General features: G+C 53.0%; 15 protein-coding genes. 10 read left to right on the top strand and 5 right to left on the bottom strand.

The window, feature by feature from the left end; translation table 11 throughout:
• Window positions 1-102 precede the first annotated feature (102 nt).
• The 5 genes from ACMNI9_RS05210 to ACMNI9_RS05230 all read left to right on the top strand — a co-directional run bounded on the left by ACMNI9_RS05210 (window position 103) and on the right by ACMNI9_RS05230 (window position 5,220).
• A complete protein-coding gene (locus ACMNI9_RS05210) occupies window positions 103-450 on the top strand; it encodes a hypothetical protein (RefSeq protein WP_418831136.1) in 348 nt (115 codons plus the stop codon).
• Between the two features lie 344 nt (window positions 451-794).
• Window positions 795-1,652, top strand: coding sequence for a helix-turn-helix domain-containing protein (locus ACMNI9_RS05215; RefSeq protein ID WP_418831137.1), 858 nt, complete (start codon window positions 795-797; stop codon window positions 1,650-1,652).
• A gap of 79 nt (window positions 1,653-1,731) precedes the next feature.
• The gene (locus ACMNI9_RS05220; RefSeq protein ID WP_418831138.1) at window positions 1,732-3,777 is read left to right on the top strand and encodes a histidinol phosphatase; all 2,046 of its coding nucleotides are present in this window, start codon (window positions 1,732-1,734) and stop codon (window positions 3,775-3,777) included.
• Window positions 3,778-3,836: 59 nt separating this feature from the next.
• Window positions 3,837-4,157: a hypothetical protein gene (locus tag ACMNI9_RS05225; protein WP_418831139.1), complete on the top strand. Its 321-nt coding sequence runs from the start codon at window positions 3,837-3,839 to the stop codon at window positions 4,155-4,157.
• A gap of 463 nt (window positions 4,158-4,620) precedes the next feature.
• Window positions 4,621-5,220, top strand: a complete 600-nt coding sequence (locus ACMNI9_RS05230; RefSeq protein WP_418831140.1) for an AbiV family abortive infection protein — start codon at window positions 4,621-4,623, stop codon at window positions 5,218-5,220.
• Between the two features lie 600 nt (window positions 5,221-5,820).
• On the opposite strand, the gene ACMNI9_RS05235 is transcribed toward ACMNI9_RS05230, so the two are convergent.
• Window positions 5,821-7,512: a DNA/RNA helicase domain-containing protein gene (locus ACMNI9_RS05235; RefSeq protein ID WP_418831141.1), complete on the bottom strand. Its 1,692-nt coding sequence runs from the start codon at window positions 7,510-7,512 to the stop codon at window positions 5,821-5,823.
• Window positions 7,513-8,294: 782 nt separating this feature from the next.
• Here ACMNI9_RS05235 and ACMNI9_RS05240 point away from each other — a divergent pair.
• The 4 genes from ACMNI9_RS05240 to ACMNI9_RS05255 all read left to right on the top strand — a co-directional run bounded on the left by ACMNI9_RS05240 (window position 8,295) and on the right by ACMNI9_RS05255 (window position 12,992).
• Window positions 8,295-9,821: an amidase family protein gene (locus ACMNI9_RS05240; protein WP_418831142.1), complete on the top strand. Its 1,527-nt coding sequence runs from the start codon at window positions 8,295-8,297 to the stop codon at window positions 9,819-9,821.
• 302 nt (window positions 9,822-10,123) lie between these two features.
• A complete protein-coding gene (locus ACMNI9_RS05245) occupies window positions 10,124-11,146 on the top strand; it encodes a DUF5692 family protein (RefSeq protein WP_216529626.1) in 1,023 nt (340 codons plus the stop codon).
• Window positions 11,147-11,249: 103 nt separating this feature from the next.
• The gene (locus tag ACMNI9_RS05250) at window positions 11,250-12,209 is read left to right on the top strand and encodes a DUF5692 family protein (RefSeq protein WP_418831143.1); all 960 of its coding nucleotides are present in this window, start codon (window positions 11,250-11,252) and stop codon (window positions 12,207-12,209) included.
• 90 nt (window positions 12,210-12,299) lie between these two features.
• Entirely contained in the window at window positions 12,300-12,992 is a 693-nt protein-coding gene (locus ACMNI9_RS05255; RefSeq protein ID WP_225749468.1) for a TetR/AcrR family transcriptional regulator, read from the top strand.
• Window positions 12,993-13,112: 120 nt separating this feature from the next.
• Here ACMNI9_RS05255 and ACMNI9_RS05260 read toward each other — a convergent pair whose 3' ends face one another.
• Window positions 13,113-14,033 carry a LysR family transcriptional regulator gene (locus ACMNI9_RS05260; protein ID WP_418831146.1) on the bottom strand — a complete coding sequence of 307 codons (921 nt, stop codon included), beginning with the start codon at window positions 14,031-14,033 and terminating at the stop codon, window positions 13,113-13,115.
• 246 nt (window positions 14,034-14,279) lie between these two features.
• On the opposite strand from ACMNI9_RS05260, the gene ACMNI9_RS05265 reads away from it, so the two are divergent.
• The gene (locus ACMNI9_RS05265) at window positions 14,280-15,824 is read left to right on the top strand and encodes a flavocytochrome c (protein ID WP_225749470.1); all 1,545 of its coding nucleotides are present in this window, start codon (window positions 14,280-14,282) and stop codon (window positions 15,822-15,824) included.
• Between the two features lie 13 nt (window positions 15,825-15,837).
• Here the strand turns inward: ACMNI9_RS05265 and ACMNI9_RS05270 are convergent, their stop codons facing one another.
• The 3 genes from ACMNI9_RS05270 to ACMNI9_RS05280 form a co-directional block, all read right to left on the bottom strand.
• A complete protein-coding gene (locus ACMNI9_RS05270) occupies window positions 15,838-16,113 on the bottom strand; it encodes a hypothetical protein (protein WP_369412409.1) in 276 nt (91 codons plus the stop codon).
• A 470-nt stretch (window positions 16,114-16,583) separates the two neighbouring features.
• Window positions 16,584-16,784 (bottom strand): TOTE conflict system archaeo-eukaryotic primase domain-containing protein, encoded by a 201-nt coding sequence (locus ACMNI9_RS05275; protein WP_418831147.1) that lies wholly within the window; start codon window positions 16,782-16,784, stop codon window positions 16,584-16,586.
• A 391-nt stretch (window positions 16,785-17,175) separates the two neighbouring features.
• Window positions 17,176-18,681, bottom strand: a complete 1,506-nt coding sequence (locus ACMNI9_RS05280) for a SpaA isopeptide-forming pilin-related protein (RefSeq protein WP_418831149.1) — start codon at window positions 18,679-18,681, stop codon at window positions 17,176-17,178.
• Between the last annotated feature and the right edge of the window lie 93 nt (window positions 18,682-18,774).

The raw sequence follows: 18,774 nt of genomic DNA on the forward strand, positions 1-18,774 counted from the left end.
GTCTGAATTTGGCTTAGCAATCATAGGCGGATGACGCGGAAACGGCCCCTCCCGGGGCCGTTTCAGTTCCAGATCGTTGTTTTCGCCCGCTGAGCTGGGCCTATGCCGGAATCTCTCCCACAGAAACCACCGAAGAGCCAACTTAATCGTAATGCTGATTTACTTTATGAAATCATGGATTGCCTTACTACCCTCAATGATGACGAAGAAACCCAAGGATCTCTCACTGCAAGAGAGATTGCCCTAATACTAAAAATGCGTGGGAACATCGAGTCTCCTGCCTCTAGCGAGATCTCCGAAATGCTTGAGTTTCTTGCGTCTCCGCTAATTGGATGCATCTCAAAAACAAAAGACGAGTACCAGGCTGTTGGATCACTGAAAGAAGCCGCGAAAAAATTTGAGTTCTACGCTCGTGCATGTCTGCAAGAAAAAGCCGCAAATCCTCAATAAACTAGGGGCGCGGGGCATCCCCTGCAGAAGCGAAGCAAAGAAGGCTACTGGGACAATTTGTCTCGGTAGCCTTCTTTGCGTAGATTCAAGGCTCCGTCGTAGCAAGTTGTTACTTTGTATTACTGATTATTTCGCGTTTCGCGTAGCACCTGTTTCGCGCTTTCCGTATCACTGCGCTACCTAGCCGTTTCACTTGTTCCGTATCGCCTGATTCGCTCGTTCCGCATCACCTAGAACACGCTTTTCGTAAAATCGGATCGCCATGCAACCGATATGCGATAGGAGTCCGAAATGGAAGAGGACACCGGCGCCGCCGGGGCAAGGAGCGCCGCGTCACGTTCCGCATGGGGGGAGGCGACTACGACGCGCCCTGCGAGCGGTGCGAGCGCGCCGGCCTCAGCAAGTCGGAGTACCTGCGCTACCTCGTGCGCATACCGCTGTCGACGGAGGCGAACGCGGGAGACGAGCACCGCATACTCGTTGACCGCAGGGCCCTGTGGGCAATGTCGCGGGAGCTCACGAAGTGGGGCTACCACTACAACCAGAGTACAGATCAGTACGAACGCTGGAAAGACGGTTTCTGCGCCGACTTCTCTCGCGAGGACTTTCCTTTCCGCTGCGAGAGAATCGCGAACAGCGACTATACGCCCATCGAGCCTTGGGCGAACATACGCTTCTCGGAAACCCTTCAAAGGCTGAGAAGAGCGCACGACCCTGCCTTCACCCAAGCTGACTTGGCTTCTTTGACGGGAACGACCGAATCGACCATCCGCAGCTACGAGCAGAAAAAGAGGCTGCCCAAGTACACGCTGCTCCAGAGGATCGCTACGGCGCTGGATGTCACGGAAGGCGCGCTAACGTTTTTCGACTTCGGCAGTCCCGTTCAGGCTGCTCATGCTTTGTTCCAGCTCGCGAACGTCTATGGCCTCGTGCCCGACGTGATCGACGGCCTACCTGCGCTGAGGACGGTTCAGCCAGGCATAGAGCAGATCATCGATCAATGGCATCAAGCCCTAGCCGAATACGATCAAGATGCGCTCGCGCATCAAGCGTGGAAAGACGCATACGATCCCGAAAACTCGAGGGGCGGTCACGAATCCCGCTACCACCCTGCATGGGATAGCAATCGCCGAATGTGCGGTATGGATAGCGACTACGATAGGTTTGATTTTAAGTACGAGAATGGATTCCTGAGAGCTTAGATTATATAATTTGATAGACAAAGGTTCCCGTAACTTAGACGGCCGCACCAGCAGTTCGACAAGATAAGGCTGACAGCAAATGAAGATTGACCTCCACTGCCATACTATGGCAACCAAAAAGAACGAGTCAAAAGGGCGCAATGTTTCAGTCGACCTCTTTAGAGAAAAGATCGAATTGGCTGATGTGGGCATTGTGGCAATTACGAACCACAATCGATTCTTTCGTGACCAATATGACGAGTTTCTTAAAAAATCTGATTGTCAAGTATGGCCCGGCATCGAACTTGACGTTGCTTCTACAGTACGGAAGTCCCCATACCATTTAGTTCTAGTTGCAAACCCAAACCAAGTTGATCTTTTTGACGAAGCCACAACTTTGCTAACCGGAACCGATACTCCAGACGAATGCGTCCATGATATTTCGACCATCGTTGAGGCGGTCAAAGGAATCGACGTGTTCTTCATTCCTCATTACCCGAGCAAGTCTAAGTTTATCCCCGCAGAAGACGAGGAAATCCTAAGAGAGCTAATAGAAGACCCTCGTTGTCTTTTTGTTGAGCCTAGTGACTTCCGCTCAATGGGAGTCTACGCAAACCACGATTACAACGTAATCATAGGCAGCGATGTGCAGGACTGGGAGACATATGAAAAATGCACTCTTCCGGAACTAAGACTCCCCGTAACCGGATTTCAGCAACTAAAATTGCTAACCCGTCGCGAATCAAGCGTCGTTGCTTCCTTATTGAGAGAAAAGGATATAACGACGTACGCGGTCTCGCCTCACGAAGGCGTTTATTTCGATTTGGATTTCTATAACGACATCAACGTTCTATTCGGTCAAAAGGGAACGGGGAAATCTGAAATTCTTGCCTCGATTGAAAGGGGTCTTCGTCAAAAGGGGGTTCCCTGCGTATTCTATGTGGCTTCCAAACGTAGCGAATCTTTCGATGCTCTTCTATCAACAAACGACATGGATCGAAATGCAAGTTCGCTCGATGCAGACAATTGCAAGGATCAATTTACGGCCATAGATTCTTGGAACGATTTTCCGCCAGCGCCGTTAAAGGGCTATCTTGATTGGTGGAGAACGAAAGACAGCAACAAAAATAAAGCCCGTATGAAAATAACCGCGATGGACTCCTTGGGGACACCAGACGAAGAAGCACTCATCCCGATCAAGTCCGACAAAGAATCGACGGAAAGCTACCTTGTCCATCTAGCCCAAATGGACATGAGCCATTACCTGGACGATGAAGACGGAGCACGTCTAATTGAGCTGCTTGAAAAGCTTAATTATCAAATACACGAAAGCCTTACTCGGGCCTTTATAGGAATCGAAGCCATAAAACTGGCGAACTTCACAATAGATGCCATAAAGAATATCGCTGACGCCAAATCAGAAACAAAATCCAAGCCGTCTTCTACCGGATTCGAAGCTTTTGCAAATGGGAGAATCGACTTAAAAGTTGCGGCTAGGAAAATCCGCGACAACTTTGCAGTGCGACCGGCCAACTCTTATGAATATATTGGCAGCCTCGAAGGAAAAGGGGAAGTCTACCTTCGAACCACCCACAGGTTTCTTTGCGACAAATCAAACAAGAAAGAATACCCGGGAACGATTACCAAGCTGAAAAACGTACGGAAAAATATGGAGGCTCTGTTCGACGCCTCCCTAGGCGACGATATTTTGAATGCCCATGCAGAATTCAAAAAGTGCACCTCGGATAACGGCATCATCTCTTTGGACGATTTTGTCGGACTATCGAAAGAGATAACCCTAGAAAAAAAGACGTACACTCCCTCCAATGGAGAGAAAGGGATTCTCCTGCTCCAAATGGAGTTAAGCAAAGATGTTCCAGTTTATATATTAGATGAACCAGAATTAGGCATGGGCAACTCCTATATCGAGAAGACAATTCGAACCAGACTGGTCGATTTGGGGCGTCAGGGCAAAACCGTTATAATCGCAACACACAATGCCAATATCGCTGTTAGAACCCTCCCTTGCGTCTCGGTCTATCGAGAACACGTAAACGGCAATGACTATAGAACCTATATCGGGGAATCCCTTTACCGACTCTTTAATAGACATCACGGATGCGGACAATACGTTAAGCTGGACTAAAACGAGCTTGGAAACTTTAGAAGGCGGTTTCGACGCATTTTATGAGAGGGAGTTCATCTATGGAACAAATTGAGATTAAAGCAAGCCTCGTGAAAGAAGGCGAGATCGAAAAAATTCGGTTTGATTTCGATGACAAACCGGAGCTCAATCTGAATGATGAGAAAAACCAAGTACAGGTAAAGGAATTATTTGTAAAACTTCTAAACGAGCTAGTAAAAAACAACATCACAATCATTCCCGATATACCCGAAAGCCGCAAGAACGATCTATATGGCGAAGTCTGTCAAGAGTATATTAATCAGCTTAATAGCGAGATCTCTCGCGTAAGATCTAGGCTTTCCCAAAATGGATTGGTAAATGAAGACAATTCGGAAAATTAACTACCTATACTTTGGGTGTTTCTATCAAAGCTTTGGATACCAAATGGGTATAAAGCAAACAAAATGATATGGATTCTTTGGTGTCATAAGCAACAAGAGAGCATGCCAATGCACGTACGACACACTTGGCATCCTAGAGTGGGAGTAGTATAAATCGGATAGCACCTCGCATCATCCAATGCCCTGCGGTGTCACCTGTTACCGCAGGGCATTGTTGTTTTAACCTTACGATGTTGCATTAGCAGGGAAATAACCAACTATTGACGCATGAAAAAAGAATTGCCTGTCAGGAATCATCGAGAATTCGAAAGCATGTTCATCAACGCAAAGATTATTGTCTAGACGTCCCCCATGGTATGCTTAGTGACGTTTGCGAACTGGAGCGCTTGTATCGATTTGAATGATGCGCCATTGCACCATGCATGCATGACGGAAGCTTGCTCGCTCTCAAAGGAGGGCATTCATGGACTTTTTTGAAGCTGTTGAAAAATCACTAAGTTCAGTAAATTCAAGTGAAGGATTGTATTTATCGGAAACCGTTGAGTTCAATCAGTGCCTTGATCATATAGTTCATATTCTTCGCGATTCCGTTGCGCTATACAAACTCGAATCGTATTCATCGTCAGTTTTTCTTTCCGTATCCGCAATTGAGGAGGTAGGGAAAACTCATATTGCGCTGTATCGATCGATTATCAATTCGGATAAGAAAGAAACCAGATGTGACCCGTTGAAAGACCACAGGATAAAAGAAACCCTTGGCTCTGGACCAACTATCGCAATGGGCGGTCGGCTCAATGAAGCTGTAGGCAATGAGGCACTTGAAGAAATAATGCAACTTGCTTATTCCGGCAGGTTGAAACAGATGAGGGAAGAGGCTATATACTGGGATCGCGTCGATGGCGAGCTTTACATTCCATCGGTGAAATTCGATAAAGAATTTGCCAGAGCACTTCTCCTTTTTGCGATCGAGTCATTTGATGACGGTCTCGTTGGGTGCACCAATTACTCATTCCAGATAGACGATGAGACGGATTTGCTATTTGAGCAGGTGGCAAATAGCTAGCTTATACCCTACTGCCAAATTTGTTAAATCTGCAGCAATCCGTTCATCAGATGCGCAACCAGGTAAACCTCGGCAGATTCTGCTCAACGATTTGCCTCGCTGAGCAGAAATAAAACTCGCTTAGCGCCTCGCATCATCCAATGCCCTGCGGTATCACTTGCCGCAGGGCATTGTTACTTCAGCCTTTAGATACTGCATTAGTAGGGAAATAGCCCATGCAAAGTGGATGCAAATACCAATGACGCCAACAAGTATCCAAACGAGAACGAAAAATGGCTGAACGCCTGGTGTGTACGGAAATAGGAGAAAGAACTAACTCGCGAAAATCAAGGCGCAGACGCCGCAGCGAGATCATTCAGAATAACGCATATGAACCGCACCAGACGCGGTAGCCACGTTGCTCCCATCATAAGATTCGTTCCAGGTGCTCCAAAGCCTTTCGATTTTGCGCACCATATCACCTTCGCCCAGCACCAAGAGTGCGTTCTTTGCGGCACCGAATCCATAGCCGGGCATAAACCACTAGATGCAAAACCGTCTTTCAAGGAAGAAAGCACTCCCAACCTTGACGCTTCAGTGTCAAGGTTGGGACAAAGACGATTACCTAAAGAATCTTCTCAACCATTCTCTCAACGCCCTGTCGCAAACGTAGACATGGGTACCGTTTATGCCCCTTGTAAGCAAAACATAATAGATGTTTCGAATGTACTGCGTGAGTTCCTCCTGCGATGCAGTAGCAAAACCATTCCTGTCGAAATAGCTATCCTTGTTCGCATCGAGATGGCCAGTTACGGGATTCAGCCTTATGTCGTCCCCGATGATTACGTACGCGTAGCTCAGATCGTATCCCTGAATCGAATGGATGCAGCCCACTTCGTGAGCCACCGCAGGATCGTCCATTCCCCTCCCCACCCAATTGTCATAGGTAAAATTCCAGCGTTTACCTACACCGTCGATTTCGATATCGAATAAACCAGGGTCGTTCTTTCCTTTAGTCTTCCACTTCCACGCATACCCAGAAACCATCCGACTTAAACTATGTTCGCCGAACGTCCGCTCGAAATCATCAGCAAAGTCCTTGAAGTCTTCATGCAGCACAAATTCGTAACCCTCGAACAAACGGGGCTCGGGATTCTCGCCAGCAAGGACGCCAGCAACGTAATCAAGATACTCTTTTCCGCCTTTTACCCGCATTTGGCTATCAAGCCTTATCGGATTAGACAGAGCATCGCCAAGCAGATCGCGAACCGTATCCCCTGGAATGCACGAAGGCCCCACAGTCTGCAACGGGTCATAGAAGAAGATCGGTAGCTTAGCCTGATCAAGTATCCAATCGATCTGGGTCGCTTCTTTATCCAGATCAAGCTTTCTGTTCACTTTGTCATAGTTTCCAAACTGCGTTCCAAGGTTCACCCTTCTCTTAAGGCGATGGGCTTCATCGACGAGGACAATGTCGAAGCACTTTTTTTCGCCTTCAATATATCCGTATTCACTTTTAGCAAGGTCGGATGCGCCAAGGATATCTCCCGCACTCAATCCACGCACACCGGAGAGAGATTTTCTCAGCGTGTTTCTCAAAGACGAAACCGGCTCGACTATTCGTATGTTCATATCGGCATATCGAGGATCGTCCTTCAACGCCTTCAATAGGTAAATTGCAAGAACAGTCTTTCCGGTACCTGGCATGCCTTCAACAATGATAGGCTCAGCTTTGTCCAATCCTTCATCAATCGCTTCGAGTATTCTATCGAGCGCAACCCTTTGATCAGGAGTCAAGCCTTTATATGGAGAGTATCGAAAAACTTCTGATTCCTCTATTTCATCAATAGCGTGTTCAGCAAGTTCGAGACGACGGAGCTCTTCCCAAAGACTTTCGAACATATCGGCATATTGACTTTTCGAGAAGTAATTCGTATCGGTCATCCCGTCGTTTTTGTTTGTTAGCACATACTTGCCATCAGCATGCATAAGCCCTATAAGACGATGCTCGTAATCAGTTACAACCGATGCGTTAAATTCTTCATTGTAGATTACGTTTACGCTCGTGAAATCCTTTTTTTCTTTACTAGCACCATGCTGATTAATACGGGTAGCAACACTCGTGGTCTGCCCAACATAAGCCGCTTCGCCGTTTGCCAAAATATATACCATCGGCCAATTGACAATTTTATCCTCAGCCAAATCGAAAGCAGAAATATCAAGGCGCTCTCCATGACGAAAAGAACATCCGTCAATGTGGAACGGAGCCCCCTTCGGCGCTTCCGAATTAACGTTCGTCGAAACAGTTTTCATGAGTTCGCATACTTTCTCGCAATACCGTGAGACTCTTCACCAGGCTGCATCGTTTCATTTTTCCATCTTAACGCTAATCGGAACAAGAATACATGCGCCGGCGCAGCCAATCGTACAAGCGCGGCGAATCTTGGAGCCGATGCTGCTTTTCGCTAAACTTTCTGTTCCATTCTTCGACATCGGCGTCTCGTCCCTCAACTCGCAACGCACCCAAAAGCTTCTCAACCGCTGCGAGTACAGCTATGGCGAGGTTTAAGGAATTACAAAACCGTCCCAGCTTCGCTCATTTCAAAAACCAAGATCCTACTTTACCAGCCCTATCGAACCCATAGCAAAATACGCCCCGGACGCCCTTGCGAAAAATTTGATCAGCTGCCGAATTTTCGCCCTCCCGACACTACGCATAAATCCGCATGGCAATCAAACCTATCGTCACCAGCAATAACCCTGCACCACGAGCTGCCCGAATAGCCGCAGCTTTCCCTTGTAAGCAATAGCGGATAAACTCGAATCTAGACAACACACCAGTTTTCGCCACAGTAGCGCAATAGAGGCCCATCCCCCACCTTACTCCCCGCAGCACCAACCGCCCTCCCACGCCCTCCCGCTTCCTCGTTCCAACCTTAAAAAGACCTGAAATCCCATTTGCCGTGGTATAAAGACCCCAAGCAACGAAAGACCCCCTTGGGGAATCAGCCTTCCGGACGGAACACCATTGCCCATAGAGCAACCGGAAACGCAAGAACTGCGCCGCATTCCCCAAACGAAGTGAAGAGGCATCGATGAAAACAACCGCGAAGATCGCATTGATCGTGATACTTGCCCTAGCCGGCATCTCCCTAGCTGCGTTCATGCTCCTGAAATCGCTCACCCCCAACCAGGAAAAGCGTATAGCCTACGACAAGGACAAGCAGGTCGCACTCATCGACTCGCAGCTTGCCGGGATGGATCTCGGAAAGATCCGCGCGAAAAAAGACCTGATCATGGAGAAATCTATCGAAGACCTGCATGCGGCAGTCTCGAAAGGAGAACTAACCTACGAAGAGCTGACGGCGTTTTACCTGGACCGCATCAAAACGTACGATGCCGGCGAAAAGGGACTCAACGCGGTAGCGGCAATCAACCCGAAGGCGATAGAGGAAGCCCGCGCGCTCGACGCGAGCCCCGCAGCCCCGACGGGCATGAGGGGAATCCCCGTCCTCATCAAAGACAACATCAACACGAACACCATGCCGACCAGCGGCGGCACCTACGCGCTCAAGGACTTCACGCCAAGCGACAACGCCGAAATGGCAACCGCCCTCATCAATAGCGGCGCCATCATTTTGGGCAAGTCGAACCTATCGGAGCTTGCAAACTTCATGGATACGAAGATGCCGAGCGGCTACAGCTCCAAGGCCGGCCAAACCCACAACCCCTTCAACCCCCTCGAGCTCTCGCCGGAAGGCTCCAGTTCCGGAAGCGGCGCAGCCGTTGCCGCGAACCTCTCCGCAGTGGCGATCGGAACGGAAACCACGGGCTCGATCATCGCCCCATCGGCAATCCATTCGATAGTCGGATTCAAACCCACGAAAGACGCCATCTCCGCCACGGGCGTGATCCCTTTGTCCTCCACCATGGACACCGTAGGGCCCATGACGAAAAACGTGAAGGACGCAGCCGTTCTCTACAACGCATCCATATCGGATACGTCGAAGGCCGTGAACGAGCAGCTCGACGCCGACTTCCTCAAGGGCAAGCGGATCGGCATTGTCGGCAAAGATCCCGATCAGGCCCTTGCCAACAAGATAAAGGCCTGCGGCGCCGAAGCGGTAGCGGTCGAGCTTCCGGAAGAAGGAATTGACGACGAGCACATCATCAACCAGGACTTCAAAAACGACCTCAATCGGTACCTGCAAACCTACGATGCGCCGGTGAAAAGCCTTGCGGATCTGATCGCCTTCAACAAGGAGGACGCGAGCAGGCGAGCAAAATACGGTCAGGACCTCCTTGAAGAGGCAAACGAGGTTAACGAATTCGACAAAGCGAAGGTCGAAGCGATGGTCAAAAAGGCACAGAGCAGAATCGACGACCTGCTTCGCGACAAAAAGCTCGACGCACTTGTTTTCTACGACAACGAAGGCGTCCTTCTGCCCGCCGTGGCAGGATACCCCGAACTGACGGTGCCGGTCGACGTTTCCGAAGAAGGCGCCCCTAGGGGAGCCACCTTCATCACAAGGCAGAACGAGGACGAGAAGCTGCTCAACATCGCCTACAGCTTCGAACAGAAAACCGCCGCACGAGCGATCCCCCAAAACTACCTGAAGTAAGATTGCCCGCAATCAACGAGCGCCGGATTGCGCCGTTGACGAGCTCCCTTCTTGACAAACGATCACTGCGCTTCCCAAAATCCCTTAGCGGGCGGGCTTCCTTCTAGCCCGCCCGCACGCGCTGGACACCGCACGCACCGCGAAGCGCGATTTGACGTTTCAAGATCAAATCGTCAAGCCCACGGAAAATCTCCTTGCTATGCTGTGCCTCAATAGGAGCGAATCGCTCTGAGCGAAAACCGCATCGATTTTCGAGCGTTTTCCCAAGACGGTTCGCACGCATTCGAAGGGAAGGGGCTCCTATGTTCTTCTATGAACCGCTTTCGGCAACGGCTTTCATAAGCGTAATCGTCTACCTGGTGTTTCTCATAGGAATGAACGAGCTTTCGCGTCTAAGCAAATGGGTCGGCGCGGCGATGTTCATCGCGTTGCCCATCGTGTTGACGGTGTTCGTATGGCCGAACACCGCCGTCGAGGGAACAGGCGCGGGCACATGGTTTCAGTGGGTGAAAACGTACTCGTGCTTGGCCGGTGCCATTCTGGGATGGCTCATCGTGTACTTTCCCGCGTTTCAAAAGAAGCACATCGTATGCATTCCTCCCATCATCTTCGCCATCAACATCCTGGAAGCGTGCATCCGCGACTTTCAGCTGGCAGGCGTAACGGGCATGGTGGACGGCTACATGGTAGTGGGCGGACCATGGAACGTCATCAACGGTGTGGCGGGCATCCTGAACGCGCTGTGCATCTGCGGGTTTTTCGGGATCATCGTAAGCCGCGGAAAGAAGAAAGACTATATATGGCCCGATCAAATGTGGTTCTGGATCATCGGGTACGATCTGTGGAACTTCGCGTACACCTACAACAGCGTGTCGGACCGTTCCATGTACTGCGGCTTGGTTCTACTGCTCGCCTGCACCATCCCGGCGTTCTTCATCAAGCGCGGCGCCTACGCGCAGCATCGCGTGCGCACCTTGGCCGTCAACATGATCATCACCATGACGGTGCCGTGGTTCTTCTTGCATCCCATGTTCATAGTTCACTCCACCAACAGCCCCGCAGCTCACATGACCATCTCTGTGATCGCGCTTGCGTTCAACGCATGCGTGGCGGTCTATCAAGCGCGCACGATGCTGGCAAAAAAGCGCAATCCGTTCAAACGCGAGCTATTCATAGACAGCTCGCGGTACCGCAGCGTCTACCTTGACAACATCGACGTTCCCGAAGGCGAACGCGAAGCGGCGCTGGCGAACCTGGAACAATTCGGCTATGCCGCGGCTTGGGACGACAAGGGCCGCGTGGAGACGATGGTGACGCGTCCGTAGCAACAGCGGCGCAATTGGAACCAGGGCGAACCGTACGCGGCAAGCCACGACGAGCCCTGCGAGCAACAAGGCCCCGGCATCGCGCGATCCAAGGAGGCAATCCATGGGAATCCTGTACCAGGCAAGCGACCCTACGGTGTGGGTCGTATGGCTGTTCGTGCTGTTCGCCCTGATGGCATTCAACGAATTAGGGCGCACGAGCGCATGGGGCGGCGTGGCGCTGTTCATTGCCGCGCCTATCGTGCTGACCGTGTTCGTATGGCCCTACACCGCCGCGCCCGGAAACGTCTACGGCACGGGCAACTGGTTCAACTGGGTGAAAACGTATTCCGCTCTAGCCGGATGCGTGGGCTTCATGGCGCTCAGGTTCGTGAAATGGCGCGGCGCCGACGGTCGGACGCATCACCTGTACGAAAAGCGTTGGGCGCTCTGCTTCCCGCCGCTCATTCTGGCAGTCAATATAGCCGAGGCCGTGGTGCGCGACGTCCAGATGTTCAGTTTCGGATTATGGGACGGCGCCGTGGTCGACCATGTATGGATGATTTCCGGTCCGTGGAACATCATGAACGCGATAGCCGGCGTTCTGAACATCATCACCATCTGCGGCTGGTTCGGCATCTTCGTTTCCAAGGACAAGTCCAAAGACATGATCTGGCCCGACATGATTTGGATGTGGATCATCGCCTACGATCTGTGGAACTTCGCGTACACCTACAACTGCATGTCCGACCATTCCACGTACACGGGCTTGGCGCTGTTGATCGCCTGCACCATCCCCACGTTCTTCACGAAGCGCGGCGCATGGCTGCAACATCGCGCGCAAACGCTGGGACTGTACGCAATGTTCGCCATGGCGGTACCGCAGTTCTACACATTTGCGGAAATTCCCACCACGCACAATCCAACCGCGTTCTTCGCAGTAAGCTCGGTGGCACTTGCCGCCAACATGGCGCTTGCCGCCTACCAGGTTCACCGGATTCGTTCGCGGCATCTTAACCCGCTGAAAGACGAGCTTTATACTGACACCAGAAGCTATAGGGAGGTCGTCGAGGAAAACCGTTGATCCGCTCGTCCGATATCCTCGCGAAAGCGGAGCGCAGCCGCACAACGACACGCACATGCAGCGACTTCCCGAACGAACGAAGGAGCCGTCATGCCCATGCAGAGCAGCGCGCCCATGCCGGGAGTCGATCCGCACCTGCCGCGTCCCGTCACGCGGCAGGTGCGCGAAAGCGCACGGCTAGACGGCACGGCGGGCGACATCATGCTGGCTGCGCGAGAATTATACGAACGCGCGGGAGTGGCAGCCACCAGCTTGGCCTCCATCGCTCGCGAGGCCGGCGTGAGCCGTAGCCTGGTGTACTATTATTTTCCCGACAAGCAGGCCGTGACTGCTGCCGTATTGGACGATTACCTGGAAGACCTGATCGAAAGCGTGGCCACCTGGAACGAACTGCGCGCATTCGGCGACACGCCCTCCGAGCTGAAGAAATGCGTGTCGGCGTTTCGCCGGGCGCTCTACACCGCATCGGGCCGACCGCGCCCCATGATAACCGTCCTGGAAGAACTGGGCATGCGCGACAAGTTCGCCACACGGGCCGTACGCGAAATCGTCGCATGCATCCAGCGCTACATCGTGTCCGAATACGCGGCATACCGCACCGTCGATATTCAGCTGGTGCCCGAAACGTTCGGATTGCTGCTCTTCGGTCTGGAGGGGATGATGAAAGCCAAACCCGACATCACCGATGACGAGTTGGCGCTGCTCATCGCGCAAACGCTGCACCTGGACATGCGGGTGATGGACCCGCCCCCGTGGCCGGAGCACCCCGCTGCTTCGGAATGAGAAGCGACGACCTTTCCCCGCACAAGGGAAACAAGCAGGAAGTAAAGCCGCTCTTTTGGAAAGTTGGCGACAAACACCGAGGCACATTCGGAAACCGAAGCGAACTCCTTGGCCAGGCGCTCAAAGGTACAGGGAGCGGACAAACTCAACGAACTCAGAATCCAAATTGCTGAGATGACGCGACCTCCGCCAAAACAAATGCAACGGCATTTCTATGGTATTCCCACAGCCGTCCACGATGGGAAGAACAAGCAGGTGCCCGTTTCTTATCGTTCGTCTTGCATGCTGCAAAGGACGTATCACGTACAATTCTCTATCAATGACGAAATCGATGTCGCTATGAGAGCTAACCTGCAAGGGAGAAACGTTCACCGAGCTCCCCTCGGACCGCACGCGCTCGATGAAGAATTCGTTGAAATCCCGCTCCCCCGAAAACAAGACCAATTCACCTTGCACCAATTCCTCAATCGCAACGACGCCTCCTGCGGCGAAGCGCGCACAATGATCGGACACCAAAGCCGCAATGGGGAACTTTTTCAGCAGCAAACCTTCCGATAATCGAAAATCGCCTTTCGACACCACGCTGATGCCAAGATCGACTCTTCCCTTGGCAACAGAATCAACTATTGCGTCCCCCTTCATCTCAGCGAAGCTCGGATCGGCCGTTTGATGGGCTTCCTGAAACTCGAGAAGAGCACTGCGGTCGATGCTTCCACCGTTTTCCCTGAAACAGAGGGAATGGATGCCCACCGTAAGGGAGAGGGTTCTCTCCTTCTTGTACTGATCGGCAAGAACCTGCAACCTCTCCAAAGAAAGAAGCGCTTCTTCGGCTTTCTCTTTGAATAATTCGCCGAAGGAGGTTAAGGCTATCCCGTTAGGGCCCCGCTCGAAAAGCGAAACGCCTATGCGGCATTCGAGAATCTGAACCCCCTTGGAAACCGCCTGCGGAGACACGTAAAGCATCTTTGCAGCTTGCGAATAGCTCCCCGCCGAGGCTGCCGCCACAAAGTACTCCAGTTGGCGCATTTCGAATTCAATCAAAGCCCCTCCCTTACCCCAGTGAAACGCGAAGCTTTCAAAACATCATAGCAAAGCACTTGCCCGCTTTCGCTTCATCTATTCAACAAAAAATTGCGCTGCATCAACGCGACATTGAAGCAGGTTGTTTTTCGTTGGGCTGCCCAAAGAATCACTGCTTTCCTCAAGGCGCTTGCCGCCTCTATAGTAAATACCCGAAGGTCAATCTGACTGCACGAACTTCGTTGGAGGGTAAAAGAGAGGAAAGCCATGTCGGTAGGAAGAAGAGAGTTTCTCAAAACCATCGGTGTAGCCGGTGCCGCGCTTGCAGGAGGCGCCGCGCTTGCTTCTTGCGCACCTGCGAAGTCGTCTTCGGAAGACACGCAGGGCCAAACGAACAATCTCGATGCTGCCTCGGTTGCATGGGACAGCGAAACCGACGTCTTGGTAGTGGGCACCGGGTTCGCAGGGCTCGCCGCAGCCATCGAAGCAAAAAAAGCCGGCAGCGATGTCGTCATTATCGATAAAATGACGACGTACGGAGGCAACTCGAGCATCAATGGCGGAGACATGGCCGCTGTCGGCACCCCCTTGCAGAAAGAAGCGGGCATCGAGGACAGCGTCGACCTTATGATGGCGGATATGCTTAAAGCCGGAAAATACTACAACCATCTGGATAAAGTGAAAGTGCTTGCAGAAAATTCCGGTGCCGCCGTCCAATGGCTTACCGATATCGGAGTCAAATTCACAAAGCTCAATTTCCATGGAGGCCACTCGGTTCCCCGAACCAACACGACCGAGAATGCAACGGGGGCGGACATCGTCAAGGCCGAAGTCGCCTATCTGGAAAGTCTGGGAGTTGAACTGACGCTCGGCACCAAAATGGAACGGCTCGTCGAGGATGCTTCAGGACGAATCGTCGGTGCCGAAGTTCGCAAAAAATACAAGTTCGGGCAAGAAAACAGCGGCACCCTGGCTTACATCAAGGCAAAAAAAGCCGTCGTACTCGGAGCAGGCGGATTCTCCCAAGACGTTCCCATGCGGGCTATACACGAACCGCGCCTGACAGACTCCTTTGCAAGCACAAATCACCAAGGAGCAACGGGCGAGGCTTTGAGGGAAGCGCTCAAGCACAAAGCCATGGACGTGCACATGGATTGGATCCAGCTAGGGCCGTGGACCAGTCCCGACGAAGAGGGCTTTGGCTATTGCCCGCAATTTTGCGAACGGCTTGTGGGCTACGGGCTGATGATCGACCCCGCTACGGGAAAACGATTCGTCAAGGAAACAGGGGACCGCAAAGAGCGTGCCGACCTCATGCTCGAGATCAACCATCCCACGCTTATCATCGCGGACGCCCCAACGGTTAAAAAGCAAGTGGCCCAGCACATCTTCGAAGGAGGTCTCAAAAAGGGCGTGATTATGGAATTTCAAACCCTCGATGCGATTGCGGACAAGTTTGAAATACCCGAGGAAACGTTCCTTGCCGAAGTCCAACGATGGAACGGCTTCGTGGCCCAAGGAAAGGACGAGGACTTCGGCGCAAAGGTGCAAGTTGGCGCCGAACCGACGCAAACGCCTCCGTATTACGCCGCCAAACTATGGCCGAAAGTCCACCACACCATGGGCGGACTGCATACCACTTTGCAGGCGCAGGTTATCGACCAAGACTTCAAGCCCATTCCCGGATTGTACGCAGCTGGCGAAATAACGGGCGGAACGCACGGCGCCGTGCGCTTGGGAAGCTGCGCGATTACCGATTGCACAGTCTACGGGCGCATCGCCGGGCAAAACGCGGCGAAAGAACAATCGTAAGCCTGCACAAAGATCAAGCACCGAATACGTGGTGACGCCAGAAATAGATCGCGCTCCGGCAGGACATCCGTCGGGGCGCGATGGAAAAAGGGCACCAAGAGGATAGGTTGCACCACCGTGCCCCTACCATGAGCGCTTGCGGTACCAGAAGAATTCCGCCGAAGACAAGAAGGAATACGAATTTCAACCATTTCGAGCACTTCATGCCCAACATGGCAAGCGCTGCAAGCACAAAGCCTGTAGGCGCAAGGCAAAGCATCGCGCATCGGTTCCGCCAATAGGAGCACACGACGGATAAGCCGTGGCCGATCTCCCTTGCATTATCAGCCTCGAAAGAAATCCTATGGCGCCTGCCGCCGCAGGATGCTCCAAGAGGACCTTGCCAAACAGCTCGGCAGCGCTACCGTTTCGAGCGCCCCGGCGGAGCAACAAGAATGCCGACATCGCAAGTCGCCAGCGCCTCAACAGCAAGCTCCTGCTCGGAGCGCAACGCTCCTTTGAACTCAACTCTAATCGACCGGCCCTTGCAACGCCTGCCCCCAAACGCAGGTTGCGCGCCTTATCCGGCCAATCGCTGCAGTTGCCATCCCCTCTTTTGACACGTACGGCAGATTCGACCGCATGATCCGCACGCTCGCAGGCATGTCTTTCGAATTAAGCTTTAAACTGACTTTCGACGTCATGCGTTTGAGCGATGATGGAAACCGCCGCTGATCATCGTAAGTTTGAAACGATGCTCCCATGAACAAGGGTTTACCGTCATGACATGCGCCACTCCGAAGCGGCAACGCAAATCGCATTGCCGAAACCACCAATCGGAACAGAGCCCTGACGGGGAAATAAGCGGTCGTACGATTTGAATCGCGCGCTCGATCCGATGAGCACTGCATGTGCCGACAAGGCGCAGCAAAGCTTGCGAACATCCGTCGCTGCCACCGGCTCGGCGAAAAATGCCCTCATGTGGGCACATCGCCCGATCGCGAACGCTCGACCGCCGCAGGAGCACCCTCCCGATCGCGCGCGATCCGAAACGCACTTACCGCCCGCCGTTAATCATCCTTGTCGAAATCAACCGCAAGCAAACGCGCATTGCCGTCATCGACAAGCGGATAACCCGCCGCAATCCCCGCACTTCCTCAACCCGATCCTCGAAAACGAGCCAGAAGGACCGCGTCTTCAAGCGGCAAAAGCTCGCGACGCGAGCGGTTCGAACACTCGATGCGAGGCTTCCATCGCGCAGACCGCTCCATCCCGACACGCGGCAGCAAAAAACAACTCGTCCCTGGAAGCGAGCGTTACTTCCAGGGACAAGCTTTAGTTCAGGCAATGCGAAACGATCTGCTTGCTTCCTTTAAATTTCCCTCTTCCTCAAAGCCATAGCAAGAACACCGCCCGCCGCAGCAACCGCCGCAAGAGCAGGCGAAAGAGGACTGTGATCCCCCGTGCGAACGAGACCCTTGTAGCCCACTGCAGCCCGCTTGCCCTGACCGTTGTCATCAGTTCCGACGTTCTTGCCGGTTTCGGGAGAATCAGGCTTCTCCTCATTTTTGTTAGAGCCAGGATCGGCTATCTCGCGGTCCTCCATGCGCACCACGGACCCGGCCGCGGCGGCCCACCCGTCCCCGGAGCGGACCTCCACGGCGCCCTCGCGCACGCGGAACACGATCGACTCGGCCACCTCGTAGCCCCGCGGGGCGCGCGTCTCCACCATCGTGTAGACGCCCGGGGCCAGCTCCACCGAGCGCGGCTCGGGGCCCGAGACCCACTCGGCCACGGCCTCGCCGTCGGCGGAGCCCCCCTTGACGACCTTGAGGGAGGCGCCCTCCAGCTCGCCGGAGCCGGCCACGGCGGTCTTGCTCATGAGCGCGGTCGCGCCTTCGTCGGCAACGCTTACGCGCAAAGCGACGGTGCGCTGCAAGCTCTCCGAAAGGGCAAAGCTGCCGATGGTCTGGCTTCCCGGAGCAACGAAGCTTATGCTCTTGCCCATGTCCTGCGGCTTGAACAGATTAATAAGAATCTCGTTCTCGCCAAACGAAACCGACTCCGTCGCCTGGATGAAAAGACCTTCGGGCCTCTTCTCCACGCGCAGCCCCTCGGGCACGACGATATCGCCCAACTCGTCGTCCGAAATCACCTTGTCGGACTTCTCGCTTACCACGATCCCCTGAAGAAGTTCCTTTTTGGAAACGGTCAGGGTTCCATCGATCTCGTTTCCATTGAACATGAACTGCGGCACGTACGCCATCTTTTCGCGATAATCCGCCACCTTGTCCTTGATGGACTGCTTCATGCTGTCGATGGTCTGCGCTATTTCGGCAGGCATCTGTTCGGCAGACCCCGAACCGTCATTCTTGACCAAGGCGAACTCTTTGAAATTCGAGTTTCCCAGCTCTTCCCAGATAAGAAGCTGCGTGGCAACGTACCACAGCTTGTTCTGACTGTCGTCGTTGTCTTCGTTGCCGTATCCAAAATGAGAATACAGGCTCATGGTGTTGATCATATCGGAAGTGAGCGTCAAATCCGAGGGCTGGTAATCGCCCATTTTAAGGGGGTCGACCATCACGTCGGCCTCAAGGCAATAAACCGGCTTTTCCTCGTGGCTGATAACAGCCACGGCAACGTAGTTCGTCTTCTTCAAGTGCCCGGGATTCTGCTTGTCTTCGACCATAACCCCCAGCGTGTTTCCCGAGGGGTCCTTCGCATTGATCGCGTACACGTCTTTCCCGTCGAAAATGCTGGTAATCTCAAGAGGGCCGGCTGCAACCCCAACCGCTGAAGCGGGCGCAGCATATACCGGAGACAAGCCTATCAGCGCCATCAGAAGCAGCGCAATTACGGGCATTCTCATTCTTGTCATAAGCAATCCTTACTTAATACGAACGTAAGGCGACAAGACAACCCCCGTCGTCATAGCCGCCCATCTTCCATTTCCGGTCGAATAAATCGACCC

It is taken from the genome of Paraeggerthella sp. (genome assembly GCF_048427265.1).
GTDB classification, from domain to species: Bacteria; Actinomycetota; Coriobacteriia; order Coriobacteriales; family Eggerthellaceae; genus Paraeggerthella; species Paraeggerthella hominis.